The organism is Aestuariimicrobium kwangyangense DSM 21549, assembly GCF_000421525.1.
Lineage (GTDB): Bacteria > Actinomycetota > Actinomycetes > Propionibacteriales > Propionibacteriaceae > Aestuariimicrobium > Aestuariimicrobium kwangyangense.
On sequence record NZ_ATXE01000002.1, the window covers coordinates 511,988 to 527,988 of the forward strand.

The window sequence follows — 16,001 nt, forward strand, 5'->3', positions numbered from 1 at the left end:
CGTGTACTTCACCGATCGCGGGATCGAGGAACTCGATCGGCGCCGTGGCGAGGAGGAGGTCAGCCTCGGGTGGCTGGCCGAGCAGCTGCGCACGTTCGTCGACCTCAATCCCGAGTTCGAAACCCCGGTCGAGCGGCTGGCCACGTGGCTGGCACGACTCGACGACGACGATGAGGACTCCTGACATGAAAGACATCCAGGTGCTGCTGGCGGCCCACCGTGAACTGGCCGGGGTCGAACCCGAACTGGTGTGGGCCGGGCCGGGTCGGGTGAACCTGATCGGTGAACACACCGACTACAACGACGGTTTCGTGATGCCCTTCGCGCTGGAACAGTGCGCGTTGGTCAGCCTCTCGAAGCGGGACGACGACCGGGTACTCGTCCAGGCCCTCGACCTTGACCAACGCCACGAGGTGGGTCTCGACGAGCTTCGTCCCTTCGACCATCCCGAAGCCGGCGAGCGTGGGTGGTGGGACTACCTCACGGGGTGCATCTGGGCCATCGGGGGCATTCCGACCGGGGTGACGGTGGTGTTGTCGTCCGACGTGCCGTTCGGCGCGGGTCTGTCGAGTTCGGCCGCCATCGAGTGCGCCATGATCGGGGGGCTGTGTGACCTGTTCGGTCTCGACATCGCCCCCTTGGAACGGGCCACCTTGGCCCGCAAGGCCGAGAACGCCTACGTCGGTGCACCCACGGGATTGCTCGACCAGGCCGCCTCGACGCTGTGCACCGAGGGGAACACCTTGGTGCTTGACTGCCGCACCCACGAGACCGAGCAGGTGCCCATGGACCTCGGGGCCGCTGGACTCGAGATCCTCGTGTTCGACACCAAGACCCCGCACAGCCACGTCGACGGTGAGTACGTCGAACGGCGCGCCAGCTGTGAACGGGCGGCGCTGCTGCTCGGCGTCCCGGCGTTGCGTGACGTGACCGACCTGGACGACGCGCTGGCGAAGCTGGCCACCGCTGACGATGCCGAGCTGCTGACCAAGCGCGTGCGGCACGTCGTGACCGAGGACGAGCGGGTGCTCCGCGCGGCCGAGTTGGCCCAGGCCGGAGAGTTCGAGTCCCTGGCCCCCCTGCTCGACGCCTCCCACGCCTCGATGCGCGACGACTTCGAGATCACCGTTCCCACGGTCGACCTGGCCGTCGAGACGGCCCGGGCGGCCGGGGCACTCGGTGCCCGCATGACCGGTGGTGGGTTCGGCGGCTGCATCATCGCCCTGTGCCGCGCCGGGGAGGGCGACACCATCGGGCAGACGATCGCTGGGGCGTTCGCCGACGCCGGCTACGGCGCGCCTGCCTGGTTCACGGCCACCCCCGCAGCCGGCGCACGCAGAATCCTCTAGCGGGTCGAGGTCAGTGGACCTCGACCCGTTGGGCGCGCACGCGCGCGACCAGGGCCAGCGCCGCGGTCATGGCCAGGGGCAGTACCAGAGCCCACCACCAGGCATTGGCGTCGGGGGCGATGGCGACGACGACCAACAGGTGCAGCAGAGCGGCGGCGACCATCGGACCGGTGGTCCAGAGTCGTCCGCGTCGTGCCCACCACGCCACCGCGCCCACCAGCAGCCCGTAGAGCAGCAGCATGACGCCGACCCCGACGGAGAAGATGCCGTGGCGCTGGGCCGCGACCACCACGCCGAGCACCACCAGCGCGGCAGCGGCCGCTCCCGTCAGCCCCCCGGCGACAATCAGCGGACGGCGGACATGCTCAGGGGTGGTCTGCACGGGGGTCACCGGGATACTCTAGAGCGTTGTTCCCATGCGCTCGGTACCGTTTCCGCTCGCCGACCAGGAGTCGGCGGTAGGGTGGCGTGAGCCCGAGCCCGTCACATGGGATGTCCGGCGAGCCCACTCTTGGGACTTGCACGTCACGGTGCCCCAGCATCGAGAAGGAGTCACACTGTCATGGACTGGCGCCACCGCGCGGCATGCCTCACCGAAGACCCGGAGCTGTTCTTCCCCATCGGGAACACCGGCCCGGCCATTCTGCAGATCGAGCAGGCCAAGCTCGTCTGCCGTCGCTGCGAGGTGCGTGAGCAGTGCCTGGCCTGGGCCCTCGAGGCCGGTCAGGACCACGGAGTCTGGGGCGGCCTCAGCGAGGACGAACGTCGCGCCATGAAGCGGCGTCAGGCCCGCTCCCGCCTGCGCAACTCCTGAACGACAGTCATTCCCTGATCTGCAACTGCAGGGTGGCGACCGCTCCCCTCCCATTGCCGGGACGGTCGCTGGCATTGGCGAGGCTGAACGTGCCGCCCATGTCACGGACGAGGGTGTTGACGATGTTCAGCCCCAGGCTGGGCGAGGTCTCGATCGAGAAGTCCTCGGGCACGCCCTCACCGTCGTCACGCACCTCGACCGTGAGCTGCTGACCGACCCGGGTCGGCAGCACGCGGACCTGGCCCGATCGTTGGTTCAGGCCGTGCTCGACGGCGTTCTGGCACAGCTCGGTGATGACCAGGGCCAGGTTGGTGGCCAACGCTGCGGGCACCATGCCGAAGCTGCCCTCGCGTCGGGCGTCCACGCTCCCCTGCGCGGCCGCGACGTCTCCGACCATCCGCAGGATGCGATCGGCGACGTCGTCGAAGACCACCGTCTCGTCGAAGGCCTGGCTGAGGATCTCGTGCACCACTGCGATGGCCTGCACCCGGCTCATGGCGTCCTTCAGGGCACCTTGGGCCTCCGATGACTGCATGCGCCGTGACTGCAACCTCAGCAGGGCAGCAACCGTCTGCAGGTTGTTCTTCACCCGGTGGTGGATCTCGCGGATGGTGGCGTCCTTGGTGACCAACGCCCGTTCCCGGTGGCGCAGTTCGGTGGTGTCTCGCACCAACAGCATGGTGCCCAGGCCGCCATCCACGTCCGAGAGGGGGACGACCCGCATCCGGATGGTGGCCTGGTTCGACTCGAGGTCGAGTTCGCGCACCACCGTGCCGGTGAGGTCGGCGGTGATGGTCTGACCCAGTTGGGGATAGCGGGCCAGTACGTCCTGGATGATCTGGCGGATGTCGTCGCCCTCGAGGTCACCGACGTAGCCCATCCGACGGAAGGCAGAGACCGCATTGGGCGTGGCATAGCTGATGATCCCCGCGACGCTGGTCAGCACCATGCCGTCCCCGACCTTGGGGCTCAGTGAGGGGTCGGAGGGCGGGTACACCGGGAAGGTGCCCTGCCACACCATCCCCGACAGGATGTCGGCGGTCTCGAGGTAGGCGTCCTCGAGGGCACCGGGTGCACGCACGCCCATCCGGTTGGTGTGGCGCTCCACCACGCCGATCACCCGGTCGTTGCGGATGATCGGGATCGCCCAGACGTCCACCGGGATCCCGGCGCGCAGTTGGTTGTCGGAGGTCTCGCAGATCTCCTCGGACAGGTAGGCCTCGAGCACCAGGTGCTCCGGCTCGTAGCTGATGCTCTCGCCCACCACGTCGTCCTCGAGCGCGGTGGGCCCGGTGTTGGGACGGATCTGGGCCGCCGCCCAGAAGATGTTGTCGTCCACGTCCGGGACCCACAGGATCAGGTCGGAGAAGGACGTGTCGGCCAGCAGGTGCCACTCGTTGACGAACGCCTTCAGCCAGTCCGCGTCGGCCGGCGCCAAGGTGGTGTGGTCGGCGAGGATCTGCCCGAGGGATGCCATGCGCAGGATTCTAGGGGCAGCCCTCCGGCCCTCGGCCCCGGGCGGTGCGGGTTGGGGATGGGTGCTCGCATCTGGCAGAATGACCCCTCGGTGCAGTCCCTGCACTGACATCGAACAACTCAGGAGGCTGCCATGGGCAAGGGTGGACGCAAGCGTCGCGCTCGTCGCAAGAACGCAGCGAACCACGGCAAGCGTCCCAACGCCTGAGCCGTCGTTCGCCCCAGACACCAACACCCCCGAACCTCGTCCGAGGTCGGGGGTGTGTGCATGTCAGGGCAGGTGCGCCGAGCGGGTCAGGTCTGGGGGTCGTGCATGGTGACCGAGAGCTTCATGACGCGCATGCGCAGGTCGGCGGAGGCCTGCTGTTCGGGATGACAGCGCTTCACGAGCATGGTGATGGTCTGCTCGATGTCGAAGGTCTCCAGACACTTGTCGCAGGCTGCGAGGTGGGCCCGGATGGCGTCCTCATCGCAGGTCGCGAGTTCGTGGTGCAGGAATTCCTGCAGCTGCGAGAGGGCACTCAGGCAGGCATTGTGCTCGGCCGACTCGTGTGGGTGACCAGCGTCGGTGTGGCGTTCGGCGGTCATGACTGCTCTTCCTTGCCCCGCTGAGTGGTCTGGATCTTTCTCCCCTGGGAATCGTGGTCGAGCCCGATCCCCCGCTCGTGCGCAACCCCGGCGAGCAGTGCCCGCAGCTGGGACCGTCCACGGTTGAGCCGCGACATCACCGTGCCGATGGGCGTGCCCATGATCTCGGCGATCTCCTTGTAGGCGAACCCCTCGACGTCGGCCAGCATGACGGCCTGCCGGAAGTCCGGGGAGAGTTCGTTCAGCGCCGCCACGATGTCCTGGTCGGGCAGCGACTCCAGCGCCTCCACCTCGGCCGAGCGCAGACCGGTGGAGTCGTGCTGGGAGGCCTTGGCGAGCTGCCAGTCCTCCACGTCCTCACCGGCGCCGCTGGTCTTGGGCTGGCGCTGCGCCTTGCGGTAGGTGTTGATGTAGGTGTTCGTCAGGATCCGGTAGAGCCACGCCTTGAGGTTGGTGCCGGGAGTGAACTGGCCGAACGACTGGAAGGCCTTGGCGTAGGTGTCCTGCACGACATCCTCGGCGTCGGCCGGGTTGCGGGTCATCCGCAGCGCCGCGCCGTACAACTGGTCGAGGTACTGCATCGCGTCGGCCTCGAAGCGTGCGGCCCGTTCTTCGGGCGTCTCGTTCGAGACATCGGGGATGGCTTCTGCGTGATTCAGGGTCACAAGGGACGATCCTACCCACTCACGCGTGCTGCCGGGCAGGACGGCGGTCGCCGGGACGACCGGACGATCCATCACTGCGGGTGCGCTCATGCCTGACACAACACCGACGACTCCCCGTGCTATTCCCCGGACGAGTTGGCGTCCTCCCGGGAGGCCCAGACGCTCTCGATGATGCCGAAATGACGGCGGCGAGACTCCCTCACCGCCCAGCCCCGCTCGGGCAACAGGGGCAGGGGACGCCTCGTCCACCACTCCCCCTGGCGCGGTCCGGTGATCGACTCCAGCAGGCGCTGCCCCCAGCGCAGTGGAGCGGTGGTCGACGCCACGTGGTCGGCCAACAACAGGCTCCCTCCAGGACGGAGCACCCGGGCCGCCTCCCTGAGGGCCCCGCCGACGTCGGGCACGCCGCAGAGCACGAAGGTGATCACGACGGTGTCGAAACTGGAGTCCGCGAACGGTAGGTCGTCGGCGACCCCACGCAGCAGGGTCACCCCTGCCGATGCGGGCTTGCCCCGTGCGACCTCGAGCATGCCCTCGGAAGGGTCGATGCCGACCACCCCGTCGGCGTGGCCCAGCAGTCCCAGGTTGGCGCCCGTCCCGACGCCGACATCGAGCACTCGTCCGCTGGCTCGCTCGCACACCCACTGGCGGGCACCCGCCATGAACCGACGCTCCAGCCATGCCGAGGTGCGGTCGTAGTGCGGCGCCACCCGGTCCCACAGTTGGCCCGGCACAGCTTCAGTCATCACGCGGCTCCACGGTTCGCACCACCACCCAACTGTGGGCGCCCACCCGCAGCACACGGCTGAAACCGTGCCGCTCGAAGAGTTCCACGGTGGCGCACGGCAAGGATCGTGGCTGCACCTCGTGGTCGTCGGTGGGATCGCTGATCGCCTCGACGACACCGCCACCCTCGGCCGCGATCAGATCGAGTGCACCCTCGACGGCAGCGCGGGCGACCCCCAGCTTGCGGAAACCGCGACCCACGAAGACGCAGCTGATCCTCCAGTCGGGTGTGGGCAGGGCACCCTCCGGGTAGCCACGGCCGTGCCTGAGGGTGGGCACCTCCTCGGGCGTGCCGTACTTGGCCCACCCCAGACAGCTCCCGTCCGCATCCAGCACCAGCGCTGCCCGGGCGTCCGGACAGCACTGTCCGACGTGGCCACCGTTAGCTGCGACCAACTCGTCGTGCAGCGGGCGCGTCTCGGGGCCCAGCGGCACGATCGTCCACGTGAACATGGCGCCATTGTCCCGCGCGGGTCCAGTCGGCGCGCCCGATCAGGCCAGCGACCCCAGGAAGGCGAGCACCTCGTCCCCCAGCCAGCGCCAGTGCTCGTCCGCGGAGCGCACCCGAGCAGGCGGTTGCAGACTGTGGGGTGCTCCGCCGACCTCGACCACGCGCACGGGCGAGCCCTCGGGCAGCACGGCGCGCACCTCCTCGGCGGAGCCGAACGGATCCGTCGAGCCCTGGAGCACGAGTGTCGGGGAGCGGGAGGCCAGGAGTTCCTGGGCCCGTGACTGGGCCGGTTTGCCCGGCGGATGCAGGGGGAAGGCCAGACAGACCACGGCGACGGCACCCGACTCCACCTGGGTGCGGCAGGCCACCCGGGCACCGTTCGAGCGGCCGCCACTGACCAACCTGTCGGCACCCTGACGCGCCACCACCTGCTCCACGGCGGCGAGCCAGGCCCGATCGAGTGCTGGCGCGCCCGCGGTGATCCTGCGTCCGGCTACCTTCCACGGCTGGGTGAACCGGGCGACGTGCAGGCCGTGCGCCGGGAGCAGTCGGGAGAGGACGACGAGATCCTTGGCGGTGATCTGTCCCCCGGCACCATGGCCCAGCGCGACCACGGTGCCACCGCGTGAAGCGGCCGGGCTGATCGTCCACAGGCCGGGTCCCTCGGGGGTGTCGACCACGAACTCCTCGGTCACAGCAGACCCTCCTGGACGAAGTCCTCGTCCGGCAGCGGTTGCACCAGTTCGGGGCCGTCGTTCTTGACCGTGTTGACCGCCGTCGACACGGCGTGCGCCGTCATCTCCCCGGGCTCGGGCAGGTGCAGCAACTGGACCGCCGCCGCCGCATCGGTGAGGGTTGGGTCGAGCCATGCGTCGATCCGTCCGGGTTCGAGTTGCACCGGCATGCGGTCGTGGATGTGGCCCAACTCGTCGATGGCGCGGGTGGTGATGATGCAGGTGCTGACCACCCACGCATCCTCGTCCTCCGGTGGTTTGGAGGGGTCGCGCCAGTACTCGTACAGCCCCGCCATCACCATCGGCCCCGAGACCGGGTGGATGTAGAACGGTTGCTTGCTCGGCTTGCCGCGTGGGGTCAGCACCGGGCTGCCATCAGGCTCGGTCAGGGCGTACCACTCGTAGTAGCCATCGGCGGGCAGGATGCAGCGGCGGGAGGCCATCGGTTTGCGGAAGCTGGGCTTCTCGGTGACGGTCTCGAGGCGAGCGTTGATCAGGGGGGCCTGGGACTTGGGCCCCTTCGACCAACTCGGTACCAGCCCCCAGCGCAGTCCGGCGAGCCTTCGGGTCACCTCACCGTTCTGCTTGCCCGCGCGCTCCATCACCACCGCCACCGGATCGGTGGGCGCGATGTTCCACCGGGGCAGCAGCCAGGGCGCTGGATCGGGTCCCGGGGCGACGACCTCGTCCACCTCGAAGGTCTCGACCAGCCGGTCGGCGCTGGCCGACGCCGCATATCGTCCGCACATGTGAAGACCCTAGTTCCTCGCACCCCTGCCCCCAACAGGGCAGAATGGGCCCATGAGTCTTCTCCGCTTCGCAGGTCGAACCATGCTCGCCAGCTTCTTCGTGGCCAACGGCATCAAGTCGTTCACCAAGCCACAGGAGCTCGTCGAGAGCGCCGAGCCGATTGCCACCAAAGTGGTGCCCCTCGCCCAGCGGCTGGCGCCCCCGAGCGTCGCGAACCACATCCCCGACGACACCGAGACCCTCGTGCGCATCTCCGGTGGCGCCCAGGTGGCCGGTGGTCTGATGCTGGCCACGGGCATCGGACGGCAGCTGGGTGCGGGAGTGCTGGCCCTGTCGATGGTCCCCCACGTGATCGCCTCCCGCGCACCCAAGGGGGCCAACGCCGAGGAGCGGGCGCACGCCCGCAGTCTGCTGCTGCGCAACGTCGCCCTGCTCGGCGCGGCCATGATCGCCGCTGGCGACACCCAGGGCCGCCCCGGCCTGGGGTGGCGCGCCGAGCAGGCACAGCGCAAGCTGTCCAAGGAGACTTCCTCGCGGAAGAAGCAGATCGCCAAGGAGGCCAAGGCAGCCAAGAAGCAGATCGCGAAGGCGGTTTCGTGAGCCACGTCCTCCCCTGGTCTGCACCGCGTGCGCACGGAGAAATCCGTGCGCACGTTTCTGTGCCCGGCTCGAAGTCCGAGACCAACCGGGCGTTGCTCCTGGCCGCTCTGGCCCATGGACCCTCCCGACTTCGCGGAGCGCTCGACAGCCGCGACTCCGACCTCATGCGGGGCGCCCTCGAAGCTTTCGGGGTTGACATCCAGGTGTCGCCAGACCCCCGCGAGCCGTGGGTGGTCACCCCACCGGCCGAGTTCCTCCAGCCCGAGCACGCCATTGACTGCGGTCTCGCCGGCACGGTGATGCGGTTCGTGCCGCCACTGGCCGCCGCCGCGGGGGGCTCCACCTCCTTCACCGGCGACGAAGAGTCCTTCGCGCGACCCATGAAGCCAATGCTCGACGGCCTGCGCCAACTGGGCTGCAGCATCGACTCCGACCACCTGCCGCTGACCGTCACCGCGCCCGCTGGAGGACTGGCGGGCCCGCGGGTCGAGATCGACTCGACGGGCTCCAGCCAGTTCATCTCGGCGCTGCTGTTGTGCGCCGCCCGATTCCCGCACGGGGTCGAGGTGCACCACACGGGGGCACAGTTCCCCTCGATCCCGCCGATCCAGATGAGCGTCGCCATGTTGCGCGACCGGGGCGTCGACGCCCAACGCATCGACGACCGCACCTGGCGAGTGCTGCCTGGCCCCGTCGCGGCCCTCGACACGCAGATCGAACCCGACCTGACGGGCGCGTCCGTCTTCCTGGCGGCCGCCGCGATCGTGGGGGGAGAACTCACCATCGAGGGGTGGCCCCGCCACACCACCCAGTCGGGGGACCTGTTCCGCACGGTGCTGGAGGCGTTCGGGTGCACCACCGACCTGACCCCGGTGGGGTTGACGGTTCGTTCGTCCGGGGACCTGCAGGGCGCAGACCTCGACCTCCGCGACGGGGCAGACCTCACCCCCTGTGCCGCCGCGGTCGCCCTGTTCGCCACCGGCCAGACCACGATTCGGGGGGTCGCCAACATCCGTGGCCACGAGACCGACCGGCTCGCGGCCCTGCGCACGGAGTTCACCAAACTGGGCGCCCAGGTGCGCGAGACCGAGGACGGCCTCGTGATCCGTGGCACAGGACGACACGGTGCGGGGCTCAGGGCTCCGGACAGGTTCGAGACCTACGCCGACCATCGCATGGCCCACGCCGGGGCGCTCGCCGGCCTGGTCGTCGACGGGCTGGTACTGAGCGACGTCACCTGCACCAACAAGACGATTCGTGACTTCCCCGGCCTGTGGGACGGCATGCTTGACCACGTCGGAGCCGACGCTTGAGCCGGGCAGTGCGTGGCTCGATCCGCGACGAGGACGATGCCTCGTTCGGACGACCGGGCAAGGGCACCCGACCACGGACCAAGGATCGTCCGAACTACTCCGCTCTGCCCATCGGTCGGGTCATCACCGTGGACCGGGGCCGGTTCCGGTGCCTGGTCGGCGAGGTGATGGTCTCGGCCACCAAGGCGCGCCAGCTGGGACGCAAGGCAGCCATCGTCGGTGACCAGGTGCGCCTCGACGGCAATGTCTCCGGCGACCAGGGCAGCTTGGCCAGGATCGTCGAGGTCGAGGAGCGCACCACGGTGCTGCGCCGCACGGCCGACGACAACGACCCGTGGGAGCGGCCCATCGTCGCCAACGCCGACCAGCTGATGATCGTGACCGCCCTGGCGGACCCGCCACCGAGGGTGGGCATGATCGACCGCATCCTGGTGGCTGCATTCGATGCCGGCATCGACCCCATCCTGTGCCTGACCAAGGCCGACCTGGCGAGCCCCGCCGACCTGATCGCCGCCTACGAGCCGCTCGACGTGCGCGTGGTGGTCACCGAACCGGGCGCCGACCTCGACACGATCCGCGCTCTGCTCGCCGGTCACGTGACCGTCTTCGTGGGCCACTCGGGGGTGGGCAAGTCGACGCTGGTGAACGCGCTGATCCCTGATGCACACCGCTCCATCGGTGAGGTCAACGAGGTGACGGGTCGTGGCAAGCACACGTCCACCTCGGCCATCGCTCTGGTGCTGCCCACGCTGAACGGGGACGAGTCGTGGGTGATCGACACGCCCGGGGTCCGGTCCTTCGGGCTGAGCCACGTCAACCGGGAGTCGGTGCTGGGTTCGTTCGGCGACCTCTCCGAGGTGGCCGAGGACTGCCCGCGCGGCTGCACCCACCGCGCCGATGCACCCGACTGCGCCCTCGACGAGGCAGTTGCCGAGGGGCGACTGCCCGCAGCGAGGGTGGAGTCGTACCGACGCATGGAACTGGCCGGTCACTGACCCCACCCCGCCACGGTCTAGGCTGACCCGCATGGCTGGAGACTTCACCGACGACCTCAGACTCGCCCATTTGCTGGCCGACAACGCCGACTCGATCACGATGAGCCGTTTCAAGGCCCGTGACCTGGAGGTGTCCATGAAGCCGAACATGACCCACGTCACCGATGCGGACACCGCCGTGGAGCAGGGAATCAGGGCGACGCTGAAGAAGGCTCGGCCCCGCGACGCCGTGCACGGCGAGGAGGGGGACGACACCGGGTGGGGGCCTCGTCGCTGGATCATCGACCCGATCGACGGCACCGCCAACTTCGTCCGTGGGGTGCCCGTCTGGGCCACCCTGATCGCGCTGTCGGTGGACGGTGAGATCGTTGCCTCGGTGGTGTCGGCTCCCGCCCTGGCGCGACGCTGGTGGGCTTCGAAGGGTGGCGGCGCGTTCTCGGGAACCACCCTGTTGCGCGGTGCCCCCATCCATGTCTCGAAGGTCTCGCGGGTCGAGGACTCCTCGCTCAGCTACGCCAGCATCGACGGTTGGGTGCGCACCGGCCGTGGGCAGCAGTTCGTCGACCTGATGCGCGAGTGCTGGCGCACCCGCGCCTTCGGCGACTTCTGGAGCTACATGCTGGTGGCCGAGGGAGCCGTCGACATCGCCACCGAGCCCGAGTTGGAGCTCTACGACATGGCCGCCCTCGACGTGATCGTGCGTGAGGCCGGTGGCCGGTTCACCAACGTGGACGGAGCCGACGGGGTCGGCGGGCCCGGGGCGCTGGCCACCAACGGGCTGCTGCACGACGAGGTGCTGGCCAGGCTGGCCGAGGACGCCGACTGACGCCCGACGGGCTCAGAGGATGCGGGCCCGAATGGTCTCGGGCATCTGCTCGAGCTTCTGCACGAGATCGGTGTCGACGTCCGAGATGTCGGTGACGGAGTAGCCGTAGTCGCCCTTGGTCGACAACTGCTGGCTGCCGATGTTGGCACCGTGCTCCGCGAACAACTGGTTGAGCCGGGCCATCACGCCGGGCACGTTGCGGTGCAGGTGCAACACGCGGCTGCCGTCCTGGGCGGGCGCGACGATCTGCGGCAGGTTGACGTTCATGCCCGTCGCACCGTAGCGGTGGAAGTCGACCAGCTTGCCGGCCACGAATCGTCCGATGTCGGTCTGCGCCTCCTGGGTCGACCCACCGATGTGGGGGGTGAGCACGACATTGGGCAGTCCCTGCAGCTCGGAGACGAACGGCTCCCCGGGTGCCTTGGGCTCGGAGGGGAAGACGTCGATCGCGGCACCGGCGATGTGGCCGGATCGCAGGTTCTCCACCAGGGCGTGGTGATCGACGACGATGCCACGGCACAGGTTGAGGAACAGCGAACGCGGACGCATCTTGGCGAACTCAGCCGCCCCGAAGAAGTTGGCGTTCGAGGGACGCCCGTCCACGTGCAGGGTGATGGTCTCGCACTCCCCCAGCAGTTCGTCGAGGCTCTCGGCCTTGCGCGCGTTGCCCAGCGCGAGCTTGTCGGCGACGTCGTAGAACATGACCCGCATGCCCAAGGCCTCAGCGACCACCGAGAGCTGGGAGCCGATGTTGCCGTACCCGACGATCCCGAGGGTGCGTCCGCGGACCTCGTGGGCACCCTTGGCCGACTTGTCCCAGACACCTGCGTGCATCATCGAGGACTTGTCGCCGAGGTGGCGGGCCATCATGATGATCTCGCCGATCGCGAGCTCCACCACCGACCTGGTGTTCGAGTAGGGGGCGTTGAACACGGTGACACCGTGACGGGCCGCCTCGGCCAGGTCGATCTGGTTGGTGCCGATGCAGAACGCCCCGATCGCCTGCAGGGTGCTGCCGCGGGCGGCGAGCACCTTCTCGGTGACGTAGGTGCGCGAACGGATGCCGACGAAATCGACCCCGTCGAGGGCGTCGATCAACTCCTGCTCGGCCAGTGCGCCCGACCGGTTCTCGACCTCGAATCCCGCTTCGGTGAGGATGCGGGTGGCTTCAGGATGGATGTTCTCGAGGAGCAGCGCTTTCACGGGGCCATCCTAGGAGCGCTGGGGAAGGCACGGGCGGGAGTCTCAGCGCCGCAGCCCATCGGCTGGTCCACGCCCATCCAGCGATCCCAGGGTGGGGACGGCCGCCAGCAGCTCGCGGGTGTAGTCCTCCCTCGGATGGCCGTAGACCTGCTCGGTGGGTCCCTGCTCGACGATCCTGCCCGTTCTCATCACCACGACCCGCTCGCACAGGTGGCGCACCACCGCCAGGTCGTGGCTCACCAGTACGAGGGTGAGCTGCTCGGTGTCGACGAGGTCGGTGAGCAGGTTCAGCACCTGCGCCCGCACGGACACGTCCAGGGCCGACACGGGCTCGTCGGCGAACAGCACGGTCGGACGAGGCGCCAGCGCCCTCGCGATGGCGATCCGTTGGCGCTGGCCTCCCGAGAACTCGTGCGGGTAGCGGTCCCCCTCGTCAGGTCGCAGTCCGACCTGGGTGAGCACCTCGGCGGCTCGCGCCCGGCGCACCGCCCGGGGGTACTGCGACCGCAACCGGCGCGACGTGAGCGGTTCGGCGACGATGTCGCGCACCCGCATGCGCGGGTCGAGCGAACTACGGGGGTCCTGGAAGACGAGCTGGGCGTCGGGGGTTCGGGTGAGGGCGCCAGCGGTGGGCGTCTGCAGGCCCAGCAGGCACCGGACCAGGGTCGTCTTGCCCGATCCGGACTCCCCCACGATGCCGAGACGGTCACCCGCGGAGATGGCGAGGGTGACCCCGTCGAGGGCGGTGGTGCGTCCGAAGCGGACGACCAGGTCGCTGGCCGTGAACAGAGCCGTCATGCCCCCTCCTCGATGGTGGGCAGCCGTGAGCCGGGGCTGGCCAGGTCGAGGCGGCTGGTGGCCATCAGCCCGCGGGTGTAGGGGTGGCGCGGGCCGGAGATGACCTGGTGCAGGGATCCCCGTTCGACGACCCGTCCGTTCCGCATGACGAGCAGGTGGTCACACATGCTGGCGACGACGGCGAGGTCGTGGCTGATGAACAGGCACGCCGCACCGGTCTGCTGGGCGTCGTCGACCACGTCGAGCCGCCGTCGCAGGGTCTGCAGCACCCGTGCCTGCACCGTCACGTCGAGGGCGGTGGTGGGCTCGTCGCAGATCACCAGGTTCGGGCGATTGGCCAGGGCCATGGCCATCAGCACCCGCTGCCGCTGGCCACCGGAGAGCTGGTGCGGGTAGGAGTCGGCCACCCGTTCGGGCTCGCCCAGCCCCATGGCTGCCAGTTCACCGATGACGGCCTCCCGGGCGTGACCCTTGGCACCCCCACGGCCGTGCAGGCGATAGACCTCGGCCACCTGCCGACCGGCCTTCATGGTGGGGTCGAGAGCGGTCATCGGCTCCTGGAAGACCATGCCGAGTGCGTCACCGCGGAGCCGGGTGAGGTGGCGGTCGGATCTGCCGACCAGTTCGGTGCCCTCGAGGCGGATCGATCCGGTCACGTGGGCGTTCTCGGGCAGCAGCCCCATGATGGCGAGAGCCGTCACCGACTTCCCAGAGCCGGACTCGCCGATCAGACCGACCCGTGCTCCCCTGTCGAGGTCGAGGTCGAGACCCTCGACGGCCAACTGTTGGCGACGTCCGAACCGCACGGTCAGGTCTCGCACCTGCAGCATCGGGGCCATCAGCGCACCTCCCGCAGGCGGGGGTCGAGCAGGTCGCGCAGCCCGTCACCGAGCAGGTTGAACCCCAGCACCGCCGCAGCGATCGCGGCGGCGGGCCACAGCGCGAGGCCCGGGTGGGAGAACAGCAGCACGCGGGCGTCGTAGAGCATCCGCCCCCAGGTCGGAGTCGGCGGTTGGGTACCGAGGCCCAGGTAACTCAGCGCGGCCTCGGCGAGCACAGCCATCGCGAAGCTCACCGACGCCTGCACCCCCAGCAGCGGCGCGATGTTGGGCAGGACGTGCCGGCGCGCGATGGTGAACCAGCCGATCCCGGCGACCCTGGCCGCCGTGATGTGGTCCTGGCTCATCACCTGCAGGGCACCCGCCCTGGTGACCCGGGTGAACACCGGGATGGTGGCCACGCCGATGGCGACCAGGCCGGTGACGGTCGACCCGCCCAGCACAGCCGCCAACAAGATGGCGAGCAGCACCGCCGGGAAGGCGTACAGCACGTCGGTCACGCGGACGACCAGTCGTGACAACCAGTCCGGGCCCATGCCTGACAGCACTCCCAGCGGGATACCGACCACGGCCGCGATCCCGACCGAGACCAGCCCGACCACCAGACAGATCTGCGCGCCGCTGATCAGCCGGGAGAAGACGTCACTGCCCAGTTGGTCGGTGCCCAGCCAATGGGCACCGCTGGGCGCCTGCAGGGCGGAGCGCGGGTCGACGCCGACCGGGTCGAAGGGGGTCCAGACCAGTGACAGCAGCCCCGACAGCACGGTCAGGGCGACCAGGGTGGTGCCGATCACCAACGAGGCGCGGCGCATCACTGGCCTCCTCGTCCATCGCGACGCGTGCGCAAGCGGGGGTCAAGGGCCACGTAGCTGAGGTCGAGCAGCGCCATCACCACCAACACGATCGCGACCAGCACCATCACCACCGACTGCACCACCATCAGGTCGCGGCTGGCAACGGCGTTCATCAGCATCGAGCCCAGGCCGGGCAGCACGAAGACCTGCTCGACGACGATGGCACCCGCGAAACCAGCCGCCACCTGCAGCCCGAGCACGGTGACCACCTGCAATGAGGCCTCCCTGCGACCGTGGCGCCACAGGGCCGACAACCGACCCCAGCCGATCGAGCGGGCCGTCCGGATGTGGTCGGAGGTGCCGACCTCGACGAAGGCCGAGCGCACGTAGCGGGTGAGGGCAGCGCCCTGGATGACCGAGATCGATACAACCGGCAGCAGCATCGTCCGGAACCAGCCCGCCGGGTCTGACCCGAACGACACGTACCCGTTGGCGGGAAGCCAGCGCAGGTTGACCGCGAACAGCAGCACCAGGGCGATGCCGGCCAGGAACGCCGGCACCGCCATACCGACCTGACTGAGGGCGTTGACGGCAAAGCCGTCCCAGTGACGGCGCCGGTGCGCCGCCCACAGACCTGCCGGGACGGCGACCACCAGCGAACCGAGCGTGCCCAGTGCCACCAGCCAGAAGGTGACCGTCAACGGACGAGCCACCAGCCCACCGACGGCCTCCCCCGTGAAGGCCGAGTGGCCCAGGTCACCGGTGGCCAGCCCTGCGAGCCAGTCGCCGTAGCGCACCAGGAGGGGACGATCGAGGCCCAGTCGGGCCCGCAACTCCGCCACCGACGCCGGATCGGAGGAGTTGCCGAGCATCACCTGCGCCACGTCGCCCGGCAGCGCGTTGACGAGCCAGAACACGATCGCGGACGCTGCCAGCAGACTTGCCACCAGCACAGCCACTCGACCGAGCACGAGTCGAAGACGCCCGGTCTCCCCGAGAAGTGGCAACATGGGCCGACTG

At 69.3% G+C, this 16,001-nt stretch carries 21 protein-coding genes; 8 read left to right on the top strand and 13 right to left on the bottom strand.

What is annotated here, in order from left to right:
- The first annotated feature begins 1 nt into the window (after window position 1).
- Both H507_RS0109015 and galK read left to right on the top strand, forming a co-directional pair.
- On the top strand, window positions 2-184 hold the full coding sequence (locus tag H507_RS0109015; RefSeq protein ID WP_022910392.1) for a DUF6104 family protein: 183 nt from the start codon (window positions 2-4) through the stop codon (window positions 182-184).
- Window position 185: 1 nt separating this feature from the next.
- Complete coding sequence (gene galK, locus H507_RS0109020; RefSeq protein ID WP_022910393.1) at window positions 186-1,349, top strand: galactokinase; 1,164 nt, start codon at window positions 186-188, stop codon at window positions 1,347-1,349.
- A 10-nt stretch (window positions 1,350-1,359) separates the two neighbouring features.
- Here galK and H507_RS0109025 read toward each other — a convergent pair whose 3' ends face one another.
- Window positions 1,360-1,740, bottom strand: a complete 381-nt coding sequence (locus H507_RS0109025) for a hypothetical protein (RefSeq protein ID WP_022910394.1) — start codon at window positions 1,738-1,740, stop codon at window positions 1,360-1,362.
- 171 nt (window positions 1,741-1,911) lie between these two features.
- Between H507_RS0109025 and H507_RS0109030 the strand changes: the two genes are divergently transcribed.
- Window positions 1,912-2,163 carry a WhiB family transcriptional regulator gene (locus H507_RS0109030; protein ID WP_022910395.1) on the top strand — a complete coding sequence of 84 codons (252 nt, stop codon included), beginning with the start codon at window positions 1,912-1,914 and terminating at the stop codon, window positions 2,161-2,163.
- Between the two features lie 7 nt (window positions 2,164-2,170).
- On the opposite strand, the gene H507_RS0109035 is transcribed toward H507_RS0109030, so the two are convergent.
- Window positions 2,171-3,640, bottom strand: coding sequence for a sensor histidine kinase (locus H507_RS0109035; protein WP_022910396.1), 1,470 nt, complete (start codon window positions 3,638-3,640; stop codon window positions 2,171-2,173).
- 132 nt (window positions 3,641-3,772) lie between these two features.
- Between H507_RS0109035 and H507_RS18465 the strand changes: the two genes are divergently transcribed.
- Entirely contained in the window at window positions 3,773-3,847 is a 75-nt protein-coding gene (locus H507_RS18465; RefSeq protein ID WP_425393311.1) for a 50S ribosomal protein bL37, read from the top strand.
- Window positions 3,848-3,933: 86 nt separating this feature from the next.
- Here the strand turns inward: H507_RS18465 and H507_RS0109040 are convergent, their stop codons facing one another.
- Genes H507_RS0109040 through H507_RS0109065 form a run of 6 tightly spaced genes read right to left on the bottom strand, consistent with a single transcriptional unit; the run spans window position 3,934 to window position 7,612 of the window.
- Window positions 3,934-4,227: a mycothiol system anti-sigma-R factor gene (locus H507_RS0109040; RefSeq protein WP_022910397.1), complete on the bottom strand. Its 294-nt coding sequence runs from the start codon at window positions 4,225-4,227 to the stop codon at window positions 3,934-3,936.
- Window positions 4,224-4,982, bottom strand: coding sequence for a sigma-70 family RNA polymerase sigma factor (locus tag H507_RS15815; RefSeq protein WP_245558883.1), 759 nt, complete (start codon window positions 4,980-4,982; stop codon window positions 4,224-4,226). The genes H507_RS0109040 and H507_RS15815 overlap by 4 nt, the downstream gene beginning before the upstream one ends.
- Window positions 4,983-5,011: 29 nt before the next feature.
- Complete coding sequence (locus H507_RS0109050; RefSeq protein WP_026378023.1) at window positions 5,012-5,638, bottom strand: class I SAM-dependent methyltransferase; 627 nt, start codon at window positions 5,636-5,638, stop codon at window positions 5,012-5,014.
- Window positions 5,631-6,131, bottom strand: coding sequence for a GNAT family N-acetyltransferase (locus H507_RS15820; RefSeq protein ID WP_022910400.1), 501 nt, complete (start codon window positions 6,129-6,131; stop codon window positions 5,631-5,633). The genes H507_RS0109050 and H507_RS15820 overlap by 8 nt, the downstream gene beginning before the upstream one ends.
- Window positions 6,132-6,170: 39 nt before the next feature.
- A complete protein-coding gene (locus tag H507_RS0109060) occupies window positions 6,171-6,824 on the bottom strand; it encodes an alpha/beta hydrolase family protein (RefSeq protein ID WP_022910401.1) in 654 nt (217 codons plus the stop codon).
- Window positions 6,821-7,612, bottom strand: coding sequence for an SOS response-associated peptidase (locus tag H507_RS0109065; RefSeq protein ID WP_022910402.1), 792 nt, complete (start codon window positions 7,610-7,612; stop codon window positions 6,821-6,823). The genes H507_RS0109060 and H507_RS0109065 overlap by 4 nt, the downstream gene beginning before the upstream one ends.
- Before the next feature lie 52 nt (window positions 7,613-7,664).
- Between H507_RS0109065 and H507_RS15825 the strand changes: the two genes are divergently transcribed.
- The 4 genes from H507_RS15825 to H507_RS0109085 are packed head-to-tail and all read left to right on the top strand — an operon-like array spanning window position 7,665 to window position 11,347.
- Window positions 7,665-8,213 carry a DoxX family membrane protein gene (locus tag H507_RS15825; protein ID WP_051139730.1) on the top strand — a complete coding sequence of 183 codons (549 nt, stop codon included), beginning with the start codon at window positions 7,665-7,667 and terminating at the stop codon, window positions 8,211-8,213.
- The gene (gene aroA, locus H507_RS0109075; protein ID WP_026378024.1) at window positions 8,210-9,526 is read left to right on the top strand and encodes a 3-phosphoshikimate 1-carboxyvinyltransferase; all 1,317 of its coding nucleotides are present in this window, start codon (window positions 8,210-8,212) and stop codon (window positions 9,524-9,526) included. Before H507_RS15825 ends, aroA begins: the two co-directional genes overlap by 4 nt.
- A complete protein-coding gene (rsgA, locus tag H507_RS0109080; protein WP_051139731.1) occupies window positions 9,523-10,521 on the top strand; it encodes a ribosome small subunit-dependent GTPase A in 999 nt (332 codons plus the stop codon). The genes aroA and rsgA overlap by 4 nt, the downstream gene beginning before the upstream one ends.
- A 31-nt stretch (window positions 10,522-10,552) precedes the next feature.
- Window positions 10,553-11,347: an inositol monophosphatase family protein gene (locus H507_RS0109085; protein ID WP_022910405.1), complete on the top strand. Its 795-nt coding sequence runs from the start codon at window positions 10,553-10,555 to the stop codon at window positions 11,345-11,347.
- A gap of 12 nt (window positions 11,348-11,359) precedes the next feature.
- On the opposite strand, the gene serA is transcribed toward H507_RS0109085, so the two are convergent.
- Genes serA through H507_RS0109110 form a run of 5 tightly spaced genes read right to left on the bottom strand, consistent with a single transcriptional unit; the run spans window position 11,360 to window position 15,991 of the window.
- On the bottom strand, window positions 11,360-12,550 hold the full coding sequence (gene serA / locus H507_RS0109090; RefSeq protein WP_022910406.1) for a phosphoglycerate dehydrogenase: 1,191 nt from the start codon (window positions 12,548-12,550) through the stop codon (window positions 11,360-11,362).
- 42 nt (window positions 12,551-12,592) lie between these two features.
- On the bottom strand, window positions 12,593-13,348 hold the full coding sequence (locus H507_RS15830) for an ATP-binding cassette domain-containing protein (RefSeq protein WP_040438053.1): 756 nt from the start codon (window positions 13,346-13,348) through the stop codon (window positions 12,593-12,595).
- Window positions 13,345-14,187 carry an ABC transporter ATP-binding protein gene (locus H507_RS0109100; protein ID WP_026378026.1) on the bottom strand — a complete coding sequence of 281 codons (843 nt, stop codon included), beginning with the start codon at window positions 14,185-14,187 and terminating at the stop codon, window positions 13,345-13,347. The genes H507_RS15830 and H507_RS0109100 overlap by 4 nt, the downstream gene beginning before the upstream one ends.
- Window positions 14,187-14,999 carry an ABC transporter permease gene (locus H507_RS0109105; protein WP_026378027.1) on the bottom strand — a complete coding sequence of 271 codons (813 nt, stop codon included), beginning with the start codon at window positions 14,997-14,999 and terminating at the stop codon, window positions 14,187-14,189. Before H507_RS0109105 ends, H507_RS0109100 begins: the two co-directional genes overlap by 1 nt.
- Window positions 14,999-15,991 (bottom strand): ABC transporter permease, encoded by a 993-nt coding sequence (locus H507_RS0109110; RefSeq protein ID WP_022910409.1) that lies wholly within the window; start codon window positions 15,989-15,991, stop codon window positions 14,999-15,001. Before H507_RS0109110 ends, H507_RS0109105 begins: the two co-directional genes overlap by 1 nt.
- Between the last annotated feature and the right edge of the window lie 10 nt (window positions 15,992-16,001).